Here is a 17,898-nt window from a genome sequence, read left to right on the forward strand (position 1 = left end):
ATGGCCGAACGCAAGGGCGGGCTCGGCCGCGGCCTGGCCGCGCTGATCCCCACCGGTCCGGTCGAGGGCGGCGGTGGCCGTCCGGGCGGACCGGGCCCCGGCGCTCCCCTGCACCGGCCCGCACCGGCCGTGCAGCGCGACGACACGACGGCCGAGACCCCGGTGGTCGACGGCGGCGCGGAGTACCGCGAGATCCCGCTGCAGCGGATCGTGCCGAACCCGAAGCAGCCGCGCACCCAGTTCGACGAGGACCAGCTCGCCGAGCTCGAGCACTCCATCCGCGAGTTCGGGCTGCTGCAGCCGATCGTCGTCCGGCGGACCGGGCGCGACTACGAGCTGATCATGGGCGAGCGTCGGTGGCGCGCCGCGCAGCGCGCCGGGCTCGACACGCTGCCGGCGATCGTCCGGCACACCGCCGACGACGTCATGCTGCGTGACGCGCTGCTGGAGAACATCCACCGCGTCCAGCTCAACCCGCTGGAGGAGGCGGCCGCCTACGAGCAGCTGCTCGCCGAGTTCGGCGTCACGCACTCCGAGCTGGCCGACCGGATCGGCCGGAGCCGGCCCGTCGTCACGAACATGATCCGGCTGCTGAAGCTGCCGGTGACGGTGCAGCGCCGGGTCGCCGCGGGCGTGCTGTCGGCCGGGCACGCGCGGGCGCTGCTCGGGCTCGAGGACGCCGGGCAGCAGGAGGACCTCGCCACCAAGATCGTCGCCGAGGGCATGTCGGTGCGGGCGACCGAGGAGGCCGTCGTGCTCGCCCGCCAGGACGGCCCGCCGCGCGAGCGCCGCGCCCGCCGGCGGGGCGAGGAGCGTCCGGAGTTCACCGAACGCGCCGACCGGCTGGCCGACATGTTCGACACCCGCGTGAAGGTCGAGATGGGCCAGCGGAAGGGACGCATCGTCGTCGAGTTCGGCTCGGTCGAGGATCTCGACCGCATCACCGGGATCATGGGTATCGCGCGGGGCGACTGAGCGCCCGTCACCCCTCCCCTACGGCCGTCGTCCGATCCGGACGGCGGCCGTCGGTGTTCCGGCACGAGGAGACGGCGACGACCGCCGGGACCGTGGCGGGCATCTGAGGGCGCCCTGAGATCGCCGGTGAGCGCCTTGTCGCGGGAGGCCGGTCCGAGGGGCCCGTAAGGAGTTGGTGACCCCGCGACGGCGATCTGAGCGCTTCTCTTGAAGAAGATTGTCCGATTTATCTGATTGTGCGCTGCAATCGGGCCGCGAAGTGTCGAAGGAGTCCCGGCGTGCGTGTTTCACGTGGAACACGTGGCGTCGCGGGCCGAGTGCGGCGGCCGGACGGCGCGCTCCGGACGGACGCCGGGGAGTGCGGGCGCTCCCACCCGCCCCGACGGGGTCCGGGTGTGCCGTCGCGGTCCGAGGACGACGGGGTGCGCAGTGGAGGCCCGTCGCGTCGTGGATCGTGGGAGGGGCGACCGCCCGCGGTGCTGCGGCCCCGTCCGAGGGGCGACACGGACGGCGGCTTCGCCGGTCGCTGTCCGGTCGCCGCTCGATGGCGGAATCGGGCCGGTGCAGTCGGGTCGTGACGGATGCGTGTCGCGGCCGGGCCGTGCCGCGGTGTCGTCGCCCGGCGGGGCGACGCAGGGTGGACTCGGCGGGGGTGGCGTTCCGCTGCGGAGGCGACGTCGTCGACGCACCGCGTGACGGTCGAACGCGATGCGGACGAGCGCGGTGCCGGAGGATCGGGGTGCCGGAGGATCGGGGTGCCGGAGGATCGGGGTGCCGGGCGACTGTCGGTGCCGAACTGCTGTCGGCGCCGGGAGGTCGGGGTGTCGCGCGATCAGCGTGCCCGGACTTCCTGGTGGCGCGGCACTGTGGTGCGGCGCTGTGGTGGTGCGGCTGGGCGGTGGTGCAGGCGCCCGCCGGCCGGGGCGGGCGGACGGCTCGGCCATCTGGGGCGCGCCACGGTGATGCGGGTCGAGCACCGACCGCGGCGATGCGCGACAGCGGTCGGCACACGCGGTAGCCGACCCGGTTGCCGGGGCCGGGCAGGCCGGAACCGTCCACGCCGCTCTGGGACGCCGCGTGACGCCTACCCGCGGCACCGGGAGCAGCAGCGGTACAGCGGACGCGGTGCTGTCGGAGCACCGACCCGCTGCCGCCGACGCTCGCGCGCACCGTAGTCACGAGCTCCGAGGAGAGCGGCCGGTGACTCCGTAGCGGACCTTCGTGAGCTCGGCCGCGCGCGCCGGCCGGGCCCGGACGTCTGCCGGCGTCGTGCCGCCTCGGCTGCGTGGTGGAGCCGGAGCGTGCGACCGGAAGGGGCACGGCGCGGCAGTCCGTCGAGACGACCGCACCCGGCGAGGTCGCCCGCGGGCGTCGTGGCGACTCCCGCCGAGGACGATCGGAAGATGGGTCCCGTCGCAGAACCCCGCCACGCGGCTCCGGACCGTGCTCGCCCCGGGCGCGGTGCGGGCACGGCGACGCGACGCGACCGTCGGCGACGCCCGCAGCACGAGTGGGGCGACACCACGGGAATGGGCGGGTCAGGCGTACGGCCCCGCCCGTGTCTCTGTCGGTCACGCGGTCCGGATGGCGTGTCCGTCGGTGTTCCACGTGAAACCGCGACCGGTAACCCACCGGGCACGGCCGCGTCGCGCCGACCCCGGCGGCGGACCCCCGCGCACCGGCTGCGACGCGCCGTCGCGCGGCACGCGACGAGCCGGACCGGTGCGCCGTCACGATCTCCGCCCCGGTGAACGGGCCCGGTCGACTCCCGGTCGTGGGGCTGCCCGGCGGACCGTCGCGCCGGGCCGCGGAGCCGCGGCCGTGGGCGCCGGAGAAGGGGTGGCAGCCGCGTCCGCGGACGCGGTGCCGCAACGCCTCGCACAGGAACGGCGCCGACCCGTCGACGAAGCGTTCCGCCGGGGGCACCCTCGGCCCGGTCGCTCCCACGCCGGGCGTCGGGTGGGCGACGAGGACGAGCCGGTCGACACCGTGATCTCCCGCTGCCGGGTGCGCAGGCCGCTCCCGCACGACCAGGAACGGGTGCTGCGGCGCAGGGGCGCCGCCGGCCGCCACCTCCGGTGTTCCACGTGGAACCACACCGGTGTGGTTCCACGTGGAACATCTCAACCCTGCCGGGCGGCCGCCCGCTCGACGAGCGCGAGGTAGACCGTCGCGAGGTCCGATCCGTCCGCGGTCACGGCGGTCGGCAGCAGCGAGGTGTCGGTCAGCCCCGGTGACACGTTCATCTCCAGGACGTGCACGGTGCCGTCGGCGGCGACGATCGCGTCGGTGCGCGACACGTCGCGCATCCCCAGGAGCCGGTGCGCGGTGAGCGCGGTGTCGGCGAGCGTCGCCAGCACGTCCGACGGCAGCCGGGCCGGGCAGTGGAACGCCGCCGCACCCGGCGTGTAGCGGGAGGTGTAGTCGTAGAACCCGGAGGGCACCTCGACCTCCACCGGCGGCAGCGCCCGGGGCTCGTCGCCGTCGTGGACGACCGACACGGCCACCTCGGTGCCCTCGATGAACCGCTCGACGAGCACGGTCTCGGCGTAGGCGAAGCAGCTGACCATCGCGGCCGGCAGGTCGGCCGCGGACCGCACCACCTGGACGCCCAGCGCGGACCCGCCCTGGTCCGGCTTCAGCACCAGCGGCAGCCCGAGCCGGTCGACGATCGCGCCCAGCACGCCCTGCGCGCCCAGCTCGCGGAACGTCGAGTGCGGCAGCGCGACCCAGTCCGGCGTCGACAGCCCGGCCCGGACGAGCTCGGCCTTTACGCTCGGCTTGTCCCAGGCGCGGCGGCACGCGCCCGACGGCGTCCCGACGAACGGGATCCCGAGGAGCTCCAGCACCTGCTGGACGGCGCCGTTCTCCCCCTCCCCGCCGTGCAGCGCGACGGCGACGGCGTCCGGCCGGTCGTTCGCCAGCCGCTCCAGGAGCCGCGCGTCGACGTCCCACTCGCGGACATCGACGCCGTTCGCGCGCAGCGCGCCCGCGAGCCGTCGCCCGGATCGCAGGGACACCTCGCGTTCGTGGGACAGGCCTCCGGCCAGCACGGCCACCGTTCGATCGCTCACGCGGGCATTCTGCGCCATCGACGGGAACGCCCCGGACCGGGAGCCGGTCCGGGGCGTTCCACGTGAAACATCGCGCGGGTGCGTCAGGTCGTGTCGGGGGACGGGCTCTGCGTCCCGCGGGTCAGCTCCGTCCGGGCCGGCGTACCGAACGTCCGCACGACCTCCAGCTCGGCCTCCAGCACCGCCGCCAGCCGCCGCACGCCCTCGGTGATGCGTTCGGGCGTCGGGAAGCAGAACGACAGCCGCAGCTGCCGGCTGCCGAACCCGTCGGCGTAGAACCCGGTGCCGGACGCGTACGCCACCCGCGCCGTCACCGCCCGCGGCAGCATCGCCTTGGTGTCGACGCCCTCCGGGACGGTCAGCCACACGAAGAAGCCGCCGTCGGGGACGTTCCAGCTGCAGCCCTCCGGCAGGTAGGTCTCCAGCGCGGCCAGCATCGCGTCGCGGCGCTCCCGGTAGTTCTCGCTGAACGTCTTGATCTGGCTGCGCCAGTCGTGGTGCGACAGGTACCGCGAGACCAGCATCTGCGTGAACGACGGCGGGCACAGCGTCGCCGACTCCGCCGCCAGCACCAGGCGGTCGCGGACCAGCGGAGGCACGAGCGCCCAGCCGACCCGCAGCCCGGAGGCGAACGTCTTCGAGAACGAGCCCAGGTAGAGCACGTCCGGGTCGAACGACCGCAGCGCCGGGTGCACCTCGCCGTCGAACCCGAGCATCCCGTACGGGTTGTCCTCGACGACCATCACGCCGTAGCGGCGGCACAGCTCCAGGATCCGCGGGCGCCGCTCGTGGGCGAGCGTCACGCCGGCCGGGTTGTGGAAGTTCGGGATCGTGTAGAGGAACTTCGGGACGATCCCGCGTCGCGACAGCGACTCGAGCGCCTCGTGCAGCAGCTCCGGCACCAGGCCGTGCTCGTCCATCGCGACGTGCACGACGCGCGCCTGGTAGGCGGCGAAGCTGCCGAGGGCGCCGACGTAGGACGGGCCCTCGGCCAGCACGACGTCACCGGGGTCGACGAAGATCCGGGTCAGCAGGTCGAGCGCCATCTGCGAGCCGACGGTGACGACGACGTCGTTCGGGTCGGCCTCGATGCCCTCCTCCCGCATGACCTCGCAGATCTGCTCGCGCAGCTGCGGGACGCCCTGGGCGGAGCCGTACTGCAGCGCCGACATCCCGTCGGTGTCGACGAGGTCGGCGACCTCCCGGGCCAGCGACTGCAGCGGCAGCGCCGCCAGGTTCGGCATCCCCCCGGCCAGCGAGACGACCTCGGGCCGGCTCGCGACGGCGAACAGCGCCCGGATCTCCGACGCCGTCATGCCGGCCGTACGGGTGGCGAAACGCTCGGTCGGGGCCAGCGGGACGACCGCCCCCTCCCCTGCCGCCGCTGCCGCCGCGGCCGCGGGACGGCGGACGTCGGGCTGCTGCGGGCGGTCGGGCAGGGTCATCGCATGCTCCTCTGCGAGGGGAAACGGCCCGCCGAGTGTAACCGCGACGGGTGATCGCCCTGCCCTTCGTCGTGACGTTCGTACCGGTGGGCCCTTCCGGGGTGCCGCCACGCCGGGAATCCACCTACGCTCGGGTGGCGCGGATCGTCGGCGCCGGGGTGGAGAACGACGCCCCGGCCGGGCCGTACCCGTGCGGCAGCGCGTGGACCGCGCGACGACGACACCCGGAGGTCGGATTTCCGTGTCCTGGCACGTTGCCGCGCTCAATCTGGACAATCTGGGTGATCTGCCCAAGCGGTGTCGCAACTGCGTCTACTGGGAGCTGTCGCCGTCGCTGGCCGACCAGGCCGAGGACTACGGGACGACCGACCTCGAGAAGGAGGCCTGGCTCTCCGAGGTGCTCCTGGAGTGGGGCTCCTGCGGCCGGGTCGTCTACGTCGGCGGGGCACCCGCCGGCTACGTCCTCTTCGCCCCGCCGGCGTCGGTCCCCCGGGCCACCGAGATGCCGACCGGCCCCGTCAGTGCGGACGCCGTCCTGCTGACCACCATGCAGGTCACCCCGGAGTTCTCCGGTGAGGGGCTCGGCCGGGCGCTCGCCCAGGCCGTCGTGAAGGACCTGACCCGGCGCGGGGTGAAGGCGGTCGAGGCGTTCGGCGACGCCCGTCCGGGCACCGAGGCCGACTGCGTCGTGCCCGCGGACTTCCTGCGCTCGGTCGGGTTCAAGACGGTCCGCCCGCACCACCGCTGGCCGCGGCTGCGGATGGAGCTGCGCTCGGGGCTGGAGTGGAAGTCCGACGTCGAGGCCGCGCTCGAACAGCTGTTCAACACGGTCGCGATCCCGATGCAGGCCCCGGCCCCGCGGCCGACGGCGACGCCCGCCCGTGCGGGGTCCTGCCAGGTCTCGTTCCTGCCGCCCGCTCCGACGATCTGAGAGCGCCCTGAGCGGGCCGTGCGCGGCCTCCCCGGCCCGACCCCGGGTGAGGGGGGCCGGGCGGGCGAGTCGGAGCGTCTGCGGGCCTCAGACGGCCCGGATCTGGTCCCTGCCGTACTCGCGGGCCAGCACGTCGTTGAACGTGAACGTGCCGGTGGGCTGGTCGTCCTGCCCGAGCAGGTACAGCCGCTTCACGGCGACGAGGATCCCCTCGGCGACGACGTCGCGGAAGCCGGGGTCGAGCAGCTTGCGCCGGTCGCCGAGGTGGGTCAGGTAGCCGGTCTCGACGCGGACGGCCGGCATCCGGGTCCGGCGCACCAGCTCCCAGGTGCAGGTCTGGCTGCGGCAGTCGAGCATCGAGGTACGGGTGAGCAGCTCGCGCTGGATCAGCCCGGCGAGGGCCTCCCCCACGTTGGACGTGGTGCCGGAGCCGTTGCCGAAGTAGTACGTCGCCAGGCCCTGCGCGTGCGGGCTGAAGCTGGCGTCGGTGTGCAGCGAGACGACGAGGTCCGCGCCGACGTCGTTCGCGAACTGCGCGCGCTCGGTGTCCGGCGGGTTCCCGTTCTCCGGGCGGGAGAGCAGGGCCTCCATGCCGGTGGCCGACATGCGGCCGACGAGGCGGCGGGCCAGGTCCCACATCAGGTCGGCCTCGGTGACGCCGCCGACGTCGACACCCCGGTCGTGGCCGCCGTGGCCCGGGTCGATGACGATCCGCTTGCCGCGCATCCGGGGCCCGGCCCGGCGCAGCAGCTCCTGCTCACGCAGCAGGTGCGGGCGGCCGCCGGTGACCTTGCGGCCGAGCTGGCGCAGCGCGCGCAGCGTCTCCGGGCCGCACACGCCGTCCGGGGTCATGCCGTAGTCGCGCTGGAAGCGGATCAGGGCCTGCTCGGTCTGCTGGTCGAACAGCCCGCTGGGGCGGCCCGGGTTGTAGCCGAGCTCGAGCAGGCGCTCCTGCAGCGTGGCGACGTCGTCGCCGGTGGTGGGGGTGGACAGCGTGAACGACAGCATCCGGTCGCCCAGGCTCCAGCCGGCCTCGCGCAGCGCGCGGGCGGTGTCGGGACCGACGATGCCGTCGGTGATGAGGCCGCGACCCTGCTGGAACATGCGGACGGCGCGGTCCACGTCGTCGTCGAACAGGTTCGCGGGCGCACCCGGGGCCGGATCGGGCAGCAGGCCGAGCTGGCCCAGCGTCACCCGGATCTCGCGTACGGCCGGACCGCAGTCCCCGCGCCGGAGCAGCTGCATGCACCCCTCGCTCGCAGTCGTGGAGCGCCGTGCGACGCCCGTGATCGGTCGGTTCCGCCCGGTGACCGGACGCGTGCCGGGACCCATTGTGCCCTGCTGTACCCCCGGAGGAGCGCAGTGGGGCGGATACGCGCGTGTCCCGGTTGTGATCAACCGGGACACGCAGCGTGATCTCAGTGCGCTATACGCGCACGGACAGTGCTCAGATGTGGTCCGCGAGGTCGGCGAGCAGCGCCGCCTTCGGCTTCGCGCCGACGATCTGCTTCACCGGCTTGCCGCCGGAGAACAGGATCATCGTCGGCACCGACATGACCTGGTAGTCGCGGGCGACCTCCGGGTTGGCGTCGATGTCGAGCTTGGCGACGGTCAGCTTCTCGGCGTGCTCACCGGCGATCTCGTCCAGGACCGGGGCGACCATCTTGCACGGGCCGCACCAGGTCGCCCAGAAGTCGACGAGCACGGGCTTGTCGCTCTTGAGGACGTCCTGGTCGAACGAGCTGCTGGTGACGTCGACGGTGTTGTTTCCCATGGGGTTCTCCTTGTCTCGGGCGCGGATCGGCGCGGATCGGCGTGGTGTCAGTGCGCGGCGTCGGCGACGGCGGCCGCCGGGGCGGTGTCCTCCGAGCCGTAGCCGCCGCCGGCCAGCTCGGAGCTGATCTCGTGCCCGGCCAGCCAGCGCTCGGCGTCGATCGCGGCCGAGCAGCCGGAGCCGGCGGCGGTGATCGCCTGCCGGTAGGTGTGGTCGACGAGGTCGCCACAGGCGAACACGCCGGGGACGTTCGTGTAGGTGGTACGTCCGTCCACCCGGACGTAGCCCTCGGCGTCGGTGTCGACCTGGCCGCTCACCAGCGCGCTGCGCGGGTCGTGACCGATGGCGACGAACATCCCGGTCACGTCGAGCGTGCTGGTCTCGCCGGTGACGGTGTCGCGCAGCTGCAGCTGCTTCACCGATCCCTCGCCGGTCACCTCGGTGACCTCGGCGTTGGTGCGCCAGCGCATCTTCGGGTCGTTCTGCGCGCGCTCCAGCATGATCTTCGAGGCCCGGAACTCGTCGCGCCGGTGGATGACGGTGACGGTCTCGGCGAAGCGGGTGAGGAAGGTGGCCTCCTCCATCGCCGAGTCGCCGCCGCCGATCACGGCGATGTTCTGGTCGCGGAAGAAGAAGCCGTCGCAGGTCGCGCACGAGCTGACGCCGCGGCCGAGCAGCTCCTGCTCGCCCGGGACGTGCAGGTAGCGGGGCGCGGCGCCCATCGCGAGGATGACGGCGCGGGCGCGGAAGGTCTCCTGCCCGACGCGGACGGTCTTCACGTCCCCGTCGAGGTGGACCTCGTCGACGTCCTGCGGGCGCAGGTCGGCACCGAAGCGCCGGGCCTGCCCGCGCATCTGCTCCATGAGCTCGGGGCCCATGATGCCGTCGGTGAAGCCGGGGTAGTTCTCGACCTCGGTCGTGGTCATCAGGGCGCCGCCGAACTGGCTGCCCTCGAACACGAGCGGGGCGAGCTGGGCCCGCGCGGCGTACACCGCAGCGGTGTAGCCGGCCGGCCCGGACCCGATGATGATCAGGTTGTGCACCGTGTCGTCGGTGGTCACCGGTACCGATCCCTCCTGGCGCGCCCCGGTCTGCGGGCGCGGTGACGGTCGCCTGCGGGTGCCGGCCCGGGTGGCCGGCTCCTGCGTCGTGGCTGCCGTATGGCTCGAACGCGATCCTAGACAGGGGCATTCCCGCCCGTCGGGGCCGTCGGACGCGCTGTGGGTCACCGGCGCGGCGGCGTCCCGGGCCCGGCGACGGTCTCGGCGAGGACCCGGCCCCGGTCCGGACCGCAGTCCGGCGGCACGACGACGAGCCGGACGCGGCCCGGCGCGCCGCCGGCGAGGACGAGCAGGACCGCCGCCCGGCCGTCGACGGCGTGCGGCCGCGCCGCGAGCAGCGGTACGTCCGGGGCCGTGGCCCCGGCGGCGCGCAGGCACGCCCGTGCGCGCTCCGGGTCCTCCAGCGGGCCTGCGGGTGCGGCGCCGGCGGCGGCCGCGTCCCACAGTTCCTGCGGCCCGGCCCCGGTGACCCGCACGACGCCGGACCCGGCCGGACGGAGCATCGCCGGCACGGCCACCGCGACGGCGGCCGCCGCGGCCGCGGCGACCAGCAGGACCGCGCGACGGCGGTACGGCGGACGGGCCCGTGCGCTCCCGGACCGCGCCCGTGGCGCCGACGACCCCGCCGCAGCCGGGCCGCGCTCCCCCACCCCGCCGGAGGCGAGCCGCGCCCGGATCCGGGCCGCGACGTCGTCGGGCATGGCCACCGGGCCGGCCCCGGCGGCGAGCAGCGCGACGACCCGCTTTTCCTCGTCCGACTGACGGGAATCCGCACTCTCCGCTGGCCGGAGGTGGTTCTCGTCGGATCCACTATGAATCGTCACGGCTCCTCCTCCCGCAGCAGCTCGGCCAGCCGGGCCCGTCCGCGGGCGCACCGGCTCTTCACGGTCCCGGGCCGCACCTCGAGGATCTCCGCGGCCTCCCCGACGCCGTGGCCGAGCGCGTGCACGAGCACCACCGCCGCCCGCTGCTCGGCCGGCAGCAGCGTGAGCGCCCGCTCGACGGTGAGCCGGGCGACGAGCCGTCCGGCGTGGTCGCGGTCCGGGCCGGCGGGCCGCAGCGACCGGGTGCGGTCACGGTGCCGTCCGGCCGCGCGGATCCGGTCGACACAGGCGTTCACGACGATCCGGTGCAGCCAGGTGCCGATCTCGGCCTCGCCCCGGAAGCCCGGTGACCGCAGGGCCGACAGGAACGCCTCCTGGACCGCGTCCTCGGCCTCGGTCCGGTCGCCCAGCATCCGCACCGCCACCGACCAGAGCCGGTCGGCGTGGCGGCGGAACACCGCGTCCAGGTCGGGCGGGGCCCGGTCCGGGGCGCGGTCGACGGTCGTCACCGGCGCACGGTAGGCAGCAGGCCGGGCCGGTCACGGCGTTCCCGGGCGGGACCGTCGCGATCGCGAACGGGTCAGGACGCGGTGCGCGCGAAGGTGACGTCGTCGATCCGGGTCTGGTTGTCCGGGCCCAGCGTCGTGATCCAGAGCAGTACGTGGTCGGTGGGGACGGCCGCGTCGAGCGAGACCGTCGTGCGGCCGCTGCTCAGGGTCACGGTGTCGAGCAGCGTCGTCTGCTGCAGCGTCGGGTCGGCCGACGGCGCCGACCGGATCTCGACGACGGTCCCGGTGCTCGGCGAGTCGATGGTCAGGCCGGTCAGTGGCTGGGTGGCGGCGAACGACGCCAGCACCCCGATCCCGGGCTTGAGCGCCGGGAAGGGCTGGAAGTAGCGGCTCGTCTCCCAGGAGGTGCCGGCGTCGCCGTCGAGGGCGTTCCCGACGGTCGCGGCGTTGTCGCCGTCGCCGACGGGGTCGAACACCTCTCCCGACACGTCCCGAACCGGCACCGACCCCGACGACTGCGGGGCGGGTGCCTGCTGCTGCGGCTGGGCCGTCGCCGCCGCGGCCGGCGGGACGACGACCGGCGGGCCGCCGCCACCCCCGAACAGCGCGCCCACCTGCACGGCCAGGTAGCCGAGCACGACGAGGACGCCGACGGCGAGCACACCCAGCCCGATCCGCAGGTTGCGGCGGCGCCGGGGGTCGTTGCGGGTGTCGGGCAGGTGGTCGGAGTCCTGCCACACGTCGTCGGGCTCGGCGGGGGCGCCGTCGTGCACCGGCGGGAAGAAGGCCTGGTCGGCGTCCTCGGCGACGACGTCGGACAGCATCCGGTGCATCGCCGCGGCGGTGTGGACGCGGCCGATGCCCTCGCCCTGCCCGAGCGCGCCGGTGCAGAGGGTGTCGAGCTCCAGCGGCACACCGGGCCGCAGCTGCGAGGGCGGGCGCAGCCGCCCGGCCGGCGTGCGGTCGGCGGCGACGAGCCCGGCCCGGGCCGCGTCGGCGACCGACAGCGGCCACCGGCGGGTGAGCAGGCAGTAGAGGATCCCGCCGAGGCCGCGGACGTCGTCGGCGGCGGACACCGACGGCCGGGGCAGCAGGAAGGCGAGCATGGCGCGGCCGTCCGGGGTGATCCGGACGCGCTGCGGGTGGTCGCAGCCGAGCACGAGGCCCTGGTAGTGGGCCTCGCTGGCGGCGGCGGCGAGGGTCTCGACGGCTCGCGCGGCGCGCTGGGCGCGGACCGGGCCCTCCGCGACGGTCTCGGCCAGCGACCGGCCCGGCACCCACTCGGCGACGGCGGCGCCGAGCACGTCGGCGGGCAGGCCGTGCGTGCCGGGGGCCAGCACGTCGAGCAGCCGGGCACTGCCGGAGTGCTCGAAGCAGCCCGAGCGCAGGGCGCGCACGATCATCTCGCCGGCCCGGGCGGTGCCCTCGGGGTCGTCGGAGCGGTCGTCGGCGGGCAGCCGGCGCAGCAGCGTGACGCCGACCGGGCGGCGCAGGACGGTGTCCTCGGCACGCCAGAACTCGGCACCGGCCGACGGGTCGGAGCCGATCCGCTGGCGCAGGACGTAGCGCTCGGTGAGCGGGGAGCCCGCCGAGGTCGCCGTCGCCTCGCGGACCGCGGGGATCCGCTCGGTCGGACGGGCCTGCGCGGGCACCTTCGCGGTCGGCTGCTCGCCGGCGGGCACGCCGGGCGTGTCCGGCGCGTCCGCGGTGTGCCCGACCGGGGTGCGCGGGACGGGCGACGGGCGCTCCGTGGGCTGGGAACCGGTTCGGGCAGTGCGTTCGTCGATCTGCCCGCTCAACGGCTTCGCCCTCCCCTGGCGCCAGGTCTCGTGTCGACCGTCAGCCTACGTCACTCCGTCGGATGCGGACGAGCCGAGAACACGCCCCGCAGCCCGCTCTCCGTGTGTTCGACGGCAGGTCCCCGATGGTTTGCGCGTCGAGGGGTCGGATTCGCCGAGCTGTCGTCTATCTGCGACGAGCGGTCACATCAGGGCGACGAGTGACGTCGACGACAGTTTCTCCCGCGGAAGATCAGGATCCGGCGGCGCGCCCGGCGGGGGCCGGTCCGGGCGGCACCGGGCCCGGCGGCGGGGGGTCGTCGTCGCGGTGGTCACGGTCGTCGCCGGAGGGGTCGGCGGGGCCGCCCGCGGGACGCAGCCGGCGCAGCACCCGGCGCACCACCAGGACCACCAGGACACCGCCCGCGATCGCGGTCAGCCACACCGTGACCGTCCCGTAGACGGTCGAGCGCACGCGCAGCCGCGTCTGCGGGCCCAGCGCGACGCCGTCCGGGGTGAGCAGACCCGCGTCGACGCTGAAGACCCCGGAGCGGGTCACCTGGGCGCTCACCCGGACCTGCACCCGGCCCCGCGGCGGGACGGCCTGCACCTCGATCGGGGCGACCCGCAGCCCGGTGGTGCTCGACAGCACCACCCGCACGTTCATCGTCACCGGCAGCCCGTTCGCCACGGTGACCAGCAGCGGCGCGTCGCTGGTGCCGAGCGAGTACGGGCTGGGCGGCTCGACGACCCGCACCAGCTCCCGGATCCCGGTGATCCGGTCGGCGACCACGGCCAGCTCGCGCGCCGAGCGGCCCGGGTCGCCCCGCCACCACGACGACGCCGCCCGCAGCGTGCCCGTGACCAGCGGGTCGAACACCTCCGCGGGGGTGGCGCCGACGCCGGTCCTGGCCTCCGCGGCGGCCCGCAGCGCCTCGATCGCGCGGACCTGGTCGGTCACCCCGCCGACGACCGTCCCCGGGATCTCCGCGCCGCCGGCCTGCGGCGGGTAGAACAGCCGGGTCGCGCCGGCCGGGGCCGTCCCGCTGGTCAGCGGGGCCGCACCGGCCGGGGTGAGCCGTCCGTCCGCGACCAGCGCGGACAGGGCGGTGAGGACCCCGGTGGCGGCGTCGCCGTCGGCGGTCCAGCGGTGCGGCGGGGCCACGACGAGCGGGCCCGTCCCGTCGCCGCCGAGGGCCCGGAACGCCAGCGCCCCGGCGAGGTCCTGTCCGGCGAGCCCGCCCGCGGTGGCCTGCTGCAGCTCCGCACCCGCCGGGCCCGCCGCGGCCTCGGTGAGCAGCGGGTCCGACAGCAGGGCGCTGTCGCCGCCGCCCAGCCCGACCAGCCCGGACCCCGCGGAGCCGGTGACGCCGTCGGCGGAGAGCAGCAGCCGGGTGCCGCCGCCGAGCGCGGCCAGCGTGGCCTCGTCGACCACCCCGTCGGCCGGCCAGACGACGTCGTCGAGCACCGTGGTGCCGAGGTCGTCGGCCAGCGTCCGGCGTCCGCGGTCCAGGGCGGAGCGGGCCAGGTCGGCCCGGCCGCCGCGGACCAGCGCGACCAGGTCGGCGTCGGACGGCGGGAGCGCCAGCACGCAGGTCCCGCGGGCCGCCGCCGCCAGCGCGGACAGCCACTGCGCGGCGGCCTCCGCCCCGCGGCCGGGGACGGTCGTGCCGGGCCCGGTGACGACCTGGTAGCCGTCCCGCATGGCGGCGGCCGTGGCGACCAGCTCCGGGTCGACGGCCAGGCAGACCGCGGACCGGGCCGGGGACCCGGCCGGGGCGTTGCTGCCGAGCGCCTCGACCAGCCCGCGCAGCCGGCCGCCCTGGGCGAAGGAGGTGGCGAGGTCGTCGTCGGTGAGCTGGGGCGGCTCGCCGGGCAGCGGCGGGATCCGCCGCGGGGCGTCGGTGACCGGGTACAGCAGCGTCACCGGGGTCGCGACCGGCGACGGGGACACCGGCGCCCCCGGCAGCGAGGACACCGGCAGCACGGTGCGCACCCCGGCCAGCCGCGACGGCGTGCCGTCCACGGTGCCGTTGAGGTTCACCAGCAGCGGGTAGGTCCCCGGGCCCGGGACGGCCAGCGTCGAGCCGGGCGCTCCGGTGACCGGCACGGCGTAGCGGAACGGGACCGATGCGCCCGGCGAGATCGGCCCGAGGTCGGCGAACGGGGGCGTCGCGTCGTCGACGGGGGTCTGCCCGGCCAGTGCCGAGCGCACCGCCGCGTCCCCGTCGAGCAGCGGCCCGCGCTGCACGCGCACGGCGAGGTCGTCGACGATCCCGGTACCGGTGTTGGTGACGGTCCCGGTCACCACCAGCTCGGGCGGGCCCGACGAGGTGACCACCCGCGGCGACATCGAGCCGACGTCGAGCCGCACCGGGGCCGCGGGCTGCTGGGCCGGCCGGTCGGCCGCCGCGGCCGGTGGCGCGCCGTGCGGGAGGACCCCGGGCAGCAGCACCGCCGCCAGGGCGGTGAACGCGATCGCGACCAGGGCCGCGACCCGGCTCACGCCGTCTCCTCCAGCAGGTTCGCCGCGTGCCGGATCAGCCGGCGCTCGTCGGCGTAGGCGAGCCGGCCCTCGAGCTGGTCGAGCGGCACCCAGGCGACCTCGGACACCTCGACGTCCTCGTCGGACAGCTCACCGCCCAGCGCGCGCATGAGGTAGTGGTGCACGGTCTTGTGCACGCGCCGGTCCTCGGCGACGAACCAGAAGTCGATGGTGCCCAGGGGAGCCAGCACCTCACCGATGATGCCGGTCTCCTCCTGCACCTCGCGCACCGCCGCCTGCTCGGCGGTCTCACCGGCCTCGATGTGCCCCTTGGGCAGCGACCACAGCAGCCGCCCCCGGCGGTCCAGGCGGCCGATGAGCGCGGCCGCGCCGGTGTCGGGGTGCACGACGAGCCCGCCCGCGGACGTCTCGTCCACCGTGCGGAGCCGCCGCCTGCGGTCCGGGGACCGTTCGGCGCGTCCCGCACGGCCGGCGCGTCCGGCCCGGCCGTCGCGTCCGTCGCGCCCGGGGTCCGCGCCACGCCCTGCGGAGGAGCGGCCGCGGGAGGTGGACATGTGGCGATGGTAACGAGGAGGTGGCCCCGAGGGGGGTCGACGAGCCGCCCCGGGGCGCGCGTCACCCGGTCGACCCGCGGCACGATCAGCGGTTCGGGCGCGGCGGGTGACCCCGGACCCGTGCTCACCGGCCGGGCGCGTTGCCTAGACTGGCCCGTCGTGTCCTCGTCGTCCCCGTCCTCGACCGCCCGTCAGGTGACCCGTCCGTCCCCGACCGCCGCCCCGGACCCGGACGACCTGCAGCGCGCGCAGGAGAACGCCGTGGTCGCTCTGCTCGACGTGCCCGCCGTCGCCGACGAGCTGGCGGCGCGGTTCGCCGCGCGCGGCCACCTGCTCTACCTGGTCGGCGGCAGCGTCCGCGACGCCGTGCTCCGCGGCACCGGCGCCTCCTCCCGCGACTCCGGCGACCTCGACTTCACCACCGACGCGCGCCCCGAGCAGATCCTCGAGATCGTCCGCGGCTGGGCCGACGCGGTCTGGGACACCGGCATCGCCTTCGGCACCGTCGGGCTGCGCCGCGCCGGCCAGATCCTCGAGGTGACCACCTTCCGCGCCGACACCTACGACGGCGCCTCCCGCAACCCCGAGGTCCGCTTCGGCGACACCGTCGAGGGCGACCTCGTGCGCCGCGACTTCACCGTCAACGCGATGGCGGTCGAGCTGACCGCGTCGCCGCGGCGCTTCGTCGACCCGCACGGCGGGTTCGCCGCGCTCGCCCAGGGCGTGCTGGACACCCCGGACGCGCCGGAGCGCTCGTTCTCCGACGACCCGCTGCGGATGCTGCGCGCCGCCCGGTTCATCTCCCAGCTCGGGTTCACCCCGGCCGCACGGGTCACCGCGGCGATGACGGCCATGTCCGGCGAGCTCACCCGGATCACCGCCGAGCGGGTGCAGGCCGAGTTCTCGAAGCTGATGCTCGGCGAGCACCCGCGGCGCGGCCTGGAGCTGCTCTGCGACACCGGGCTGGCGGGCCACGTCGTCCCCGAGGTGCCGGCGATGCAGCTCGAGACCGACGAGCACATGCAGCACAAGGACGTCTACACGCACTCGCTCGTGGTGATGGAGCAGGCGATCGAGCGCGAGGACGACGGCCCCGACCTCGTCCTGCGCCTGGCCGCGCTGCTGCACGACATCGGCAAGCCTGCGACCCGCCGCAAGGAGGCCGACGGGCGCGTCTCGTTCCACCACCACGAGGTGGTCGGCGCGAAGATGACCCGCAAGCGGCTGCGCGCGCTGAAGTACCCCAAGGCGCTGATCGACGACGTCTGCCAGCTCGTGTACCTGCACCTGCGCTTCCACGGCTACGGCAAGGGCGAGTGGACCGACTCCGCGGTGCGCCGCTACGTCACCGACGCCGGCCCGCTGCTGGACCGGCTGCACAAGCTGGTCCGCTCGGACTGCACGACGCGCAACCGGCGGCGGGCCGCGTCGCTGCAGCGCAACTACGACGGCCTCGAGGACCGCATCGCCGCGCTGCGCGAGCAGGAGGAGCTCGACGCGATCCGCCCCGACCTCGACGGGAACCGGATCATGGAGCTGCTCGGCATCGCGCCGGGCCCGGCCGTCGGGCGGGCCTACAAGCACATGCTCGCGCTGCGGATGGAGCAGGGACCGATGACGCCCGAGCAGGCCGAGGCCGCGCTGCGGGCCTGGGCGGCCGAGAACCTCTGACGCCCGTCCCGTACGGACGTACCTCGATCCATACGTACGTCTTGTACGTACGTATGGATCGCCGGTGACGGCCGGACCGTTCACGGACCGGGGCGTTCCGGCGAACGGGTGGCGGGGCCGCGTCCGGCCCGCGGGTGCGACGATGGACGGGTGCGGGAACACCGCGCCACCCGAGGCGCCGCTCTTCCCCCGGTCACCCCGGGGAGTCTGCTCGTCGCCGCTCCCGGACTGGACGACCCGAACTTCGCACGCACGGTCGTCTACATGATCGAGCACCGGCCCCAGGGCAGCCTCGGGGTCGTGCTGAACCGGCCGGGACCGGCCGCCGTCCGCGACGTGCTGCCGCGGTGGGCGGGGCTCACCAGCGACCCGGGGACGATGTTCGTCGGCGGTCCGGTCGAGGCGCGGACCGCGCTCTGCCTGGCCGCGCTGCGCACGGGCGAGTCCGGACGCGGGCTGCCCGGCCTGATGCCGGTCCGCCCGCCGGTGCAGCTGGTGGACCTCGACTCCGACCCGGGCCCGCTCGCGCCGCGGCTGCGCGGGATGCGGATCTTCGCCGGCTACTCCGGGTGGGACGCGGGCCAGCTGCACGCCGAGATCGCCCGCGGTGACTGGTACGTCGTGCCCGGCCTGCCCGACGACCTGCTGACGACCGTGCACGAGCAGCTGTGGGAGCGGGTCCTGCGCCGCCAGGGCGTGCCGCTCGCGCTGCTCGCCACCTTCCCGCGCGACCCCGCCTGGAACTGACCCGCGCGGATCCCGCGCCGACAGCGCGGTCCCGGCCTACCGTGGGGCC

The 17,898-nt window shown here is 75.4% G+C and carries 14 protein-coding genes; 4 read left to right on the forward strand and 10 right to left on the reverse strand.

Annotated features, from left to right (window positions below; genetic code table 11):
- The gene (locus WJX68_RS20925) at nt 1-975 is read left to right on the forward strand and encodes a ParB/RepB/Spo0J family partition protein (RefSeq protein WP_340293678.1); all 975 of its coding nucleotides are present in this window, start codon (nt 1-3) and stop codon (nt 973-975) included.
- A gap of 2,123 nt (nt 976-3,098) precedes the next feature.
- On the opposite strand, the gene WJX68_RS20930 is transcribed toward WJX68_RS20925, so the two are convergent.
- On the reverse strand, nt 3,099-4,049 hold the full coding sequence (locus tag WJX68_RS20930) for a D-alanine--D-alanine ligase family protein (RefSeq protein ID WP_340293681.1): 951 nt from the start codon (nt 4,047-4,049) through the stop codon (nt 3,099-3,101).
- A gap of 83 nt (nt 4,050-4,132) precedes the next feature.
- Nucleotides 4,133-5,494: an aminotransferase-like domain-containing protein gene (locus WJX68_RS20935; RefSeq protein ID WP_340293684.1), complete on the reverse strand. Its 1,362-nt coding sequence runs from the start codon at nt 5,492-5,494 to the stop codon at nt 4,133-4,135.
- 241 nt (nt 5,495-5,735) lie between these two features.
- Here WJX68_RS20935 and WJX68_RS20940 point away from each other — a divergent pair, with 241 nt between their 5' ends.
- Nucleotides 5,736-6,425 (forward strand): GNAT family N-acetyltransferase, encoded by a 690-nt coding sequence (locus WJX68_RS20940; protein ID WP_340293687.1) that lies wholly within the window; start codon nt 5,736-5,738, stop codon nt 6,423-6,425.
- A gap of 87 nt (nt 6,426-6,512) precedes the next feature.
- Here WJX68_RS20940 and WJX68_RS20945 read toward each other — a convergent pair whose 3' ends face one another.
- From WJX68_RS20945 to WJX68_RS20980, 8 genes are all read right to left on the reverse strand, one after another.
- On the reverse strand, nt 6,513-7,670 hold the full coding sequence (locus WJX68_RS20945) for an N-acetylmuramoyl-L-alanine amidase (protein WP_340293689.1): 1,158 nt from the start codon (nt 7,668-7,670) through the stop codon (nt 6,513-6,515).
- A gap of 202 nt (nt 7,671-7,872) precedes the next feature.
- On the reverse strand, nt 7,873-8,199 hold the full coding sequence (trxA, locus tag WJX68_RS20950; RefSeq protein ID WP_340293691.1) for a thioredoxin: 327 nt from the start codon (nt 8,197-8,199) through the stop codon (nt 7,873-7,875).
- A 47-nt stretch (nt 8,200-8,246) separates the two neighbouring features.
- A complete protein-coding gene (trxB, locus tag WJX68_RS20955) occupies nt 8,247-9,260 on the reverse strand; it encodes a thioredoxin-disulfide reductase (protein WP_340293693.1) in 1,014 nt (337 codons plus the stop codon).
- A gap of 164 nt (nt 9,261-9,424) precedes the next feature.
- Nucleotides 9,425-9,961, reverse strand: a complete 537-nt coding sequence (locus WJX68_RS20960) for a hypothetical protein (RefSeq protein WP_340293695.1) — start codon at nt 9,959-9,961, stop codon at nt 9,425-9,427.
- A gap of 119 nt (nt 9,962-10,080) precedes the next feature.
- Complete coding sequence (locus tag WJX68_RS20965) at nt 10,081-10,593, reverse strand: sigma-70 family RNA polymerase sigma factor (protein WP_340293697.1); 513 nt, start codon at nt 10,591-10,593, stop codon at nt 10,081-10,083.
- A gap of 71 nt (nt 10,594-10,664) precedes the next feature.
- On the reverse strand, nt 10,665-12,275 hold the full coding sequence (locus WJX68_RS20970; RefSeq protein WP_340293699.1) for a protein kinase family protein: 1,611 nt from the start codon (nt 12,273-12,275) through the stop codon (nt 10,665-10,667).
- A gap of 349 nt (nt 12,276-12,624) precedes the next feature.
- Entirely contained in the window at nt 12,625-14,877 is a 2,253-nt protein-coding gene (locus WJX68_RS20975) for a DUF6049 family protein (RefSeq protein ID WP_340293701.1), read from the reverse strand.
- On the reverse strand, nt 14,874-15,431 hold the full coding sequence (locus tag WJX68_RS20980) for an NUDIX hydrolase (RefSeq protein ID WP_422785750.1): 558 nt from the start codon (nt 15,429-15,431) through the stop codon (nt 14,874-14,876). Before WJX68_RS20980 ends, WJX68_RS20975 begins: the two co-directional genes overlap by 4 nt.
- A gap of 195 nt (nt 15,432-15,626) precedes the next feature.
- Here WJX68_RS20980 and WJX68_RS20985 point away from each other — a divergent pair, with 195 nt between their 5' ends.
- A complete protein-coding gene (locus WJX68_RS20985; RefSeq protein ID WP_340293746.1) occupies nt 15,627-17,102 on the forward strand; it encodes a CCA tRNA nucleotidyltransferase in 1,476 nt (491 codons plus the stop codon).
- A 150-nt stretch (nt 17,103-17,252) separates the two neighbouring features.
- On the forward strand, nt 17,253-17,849 hold the full coding sequence (locus WJX68_RS20990) for a YqgE/AlgH family protein (protein ID WP_340293707.1): 597 nt from the start codon (nt 17,253-17,255) through the stop codon (nt 17,847-17,849).
- Nucleotides 17,850-17,898 lie beyond the last annotated feature (49 nt).

Origin of the sequence: Pseudonocardia spirodelae (assembly GCF_037727765.1) — a bacterium.
Lineage (GTDB): Bacteria > Actinomycetota > Actinomycetes > Mycobacteriales > Pseudonocardiaceae > Pseudonocardia > Pseudonocardia spirodelae.

Coding starts and splice junctions, on each gene's coding strand:
- WJX68_RS20925 (WP_340293678.1), top strand. CDS start 1: ATGGCCGAACGCAAGGGCGGGCTCGGCCGCGGCCTGGCCGCGCTGATC.
- WJX68_RS20935 (WP_340293684.1), bottom strand. CDS start 5,494: ATGACCCTGCCCGACCGCCCGCAGCAGCCCGACGTCCGCCGTCCCGCG.
- WJX68_RS20945 (WP_340293689.1), bottom strand. CDS start 7,670: ATGCAGCTGCTCCGGCGCGGGGACTGCGGTCCGGCCGTACGCGAGATC.
- trxA (WP_340293691.1), bottom strand. CDS start 8,199: ATGGGAAACAACACCGTCGACGTCACCAGCAGCTCGTTCGACCAGGAC.
- WJX68_RS20960 (WP_340293695.1), bottom strand. CDS start 9,961: ATGCCCGACGACGTCGCGGCCCGGATCCGGGCGCGGCTCGCCTCCGGC.
- WJX68_RS20980 (WP_422785750.1), bottom strand. CDS start 15,431: ATGTCCACCTCCCGCGGCCGCTCCTCCGCAGGGCGTGGCGCGGACCCC.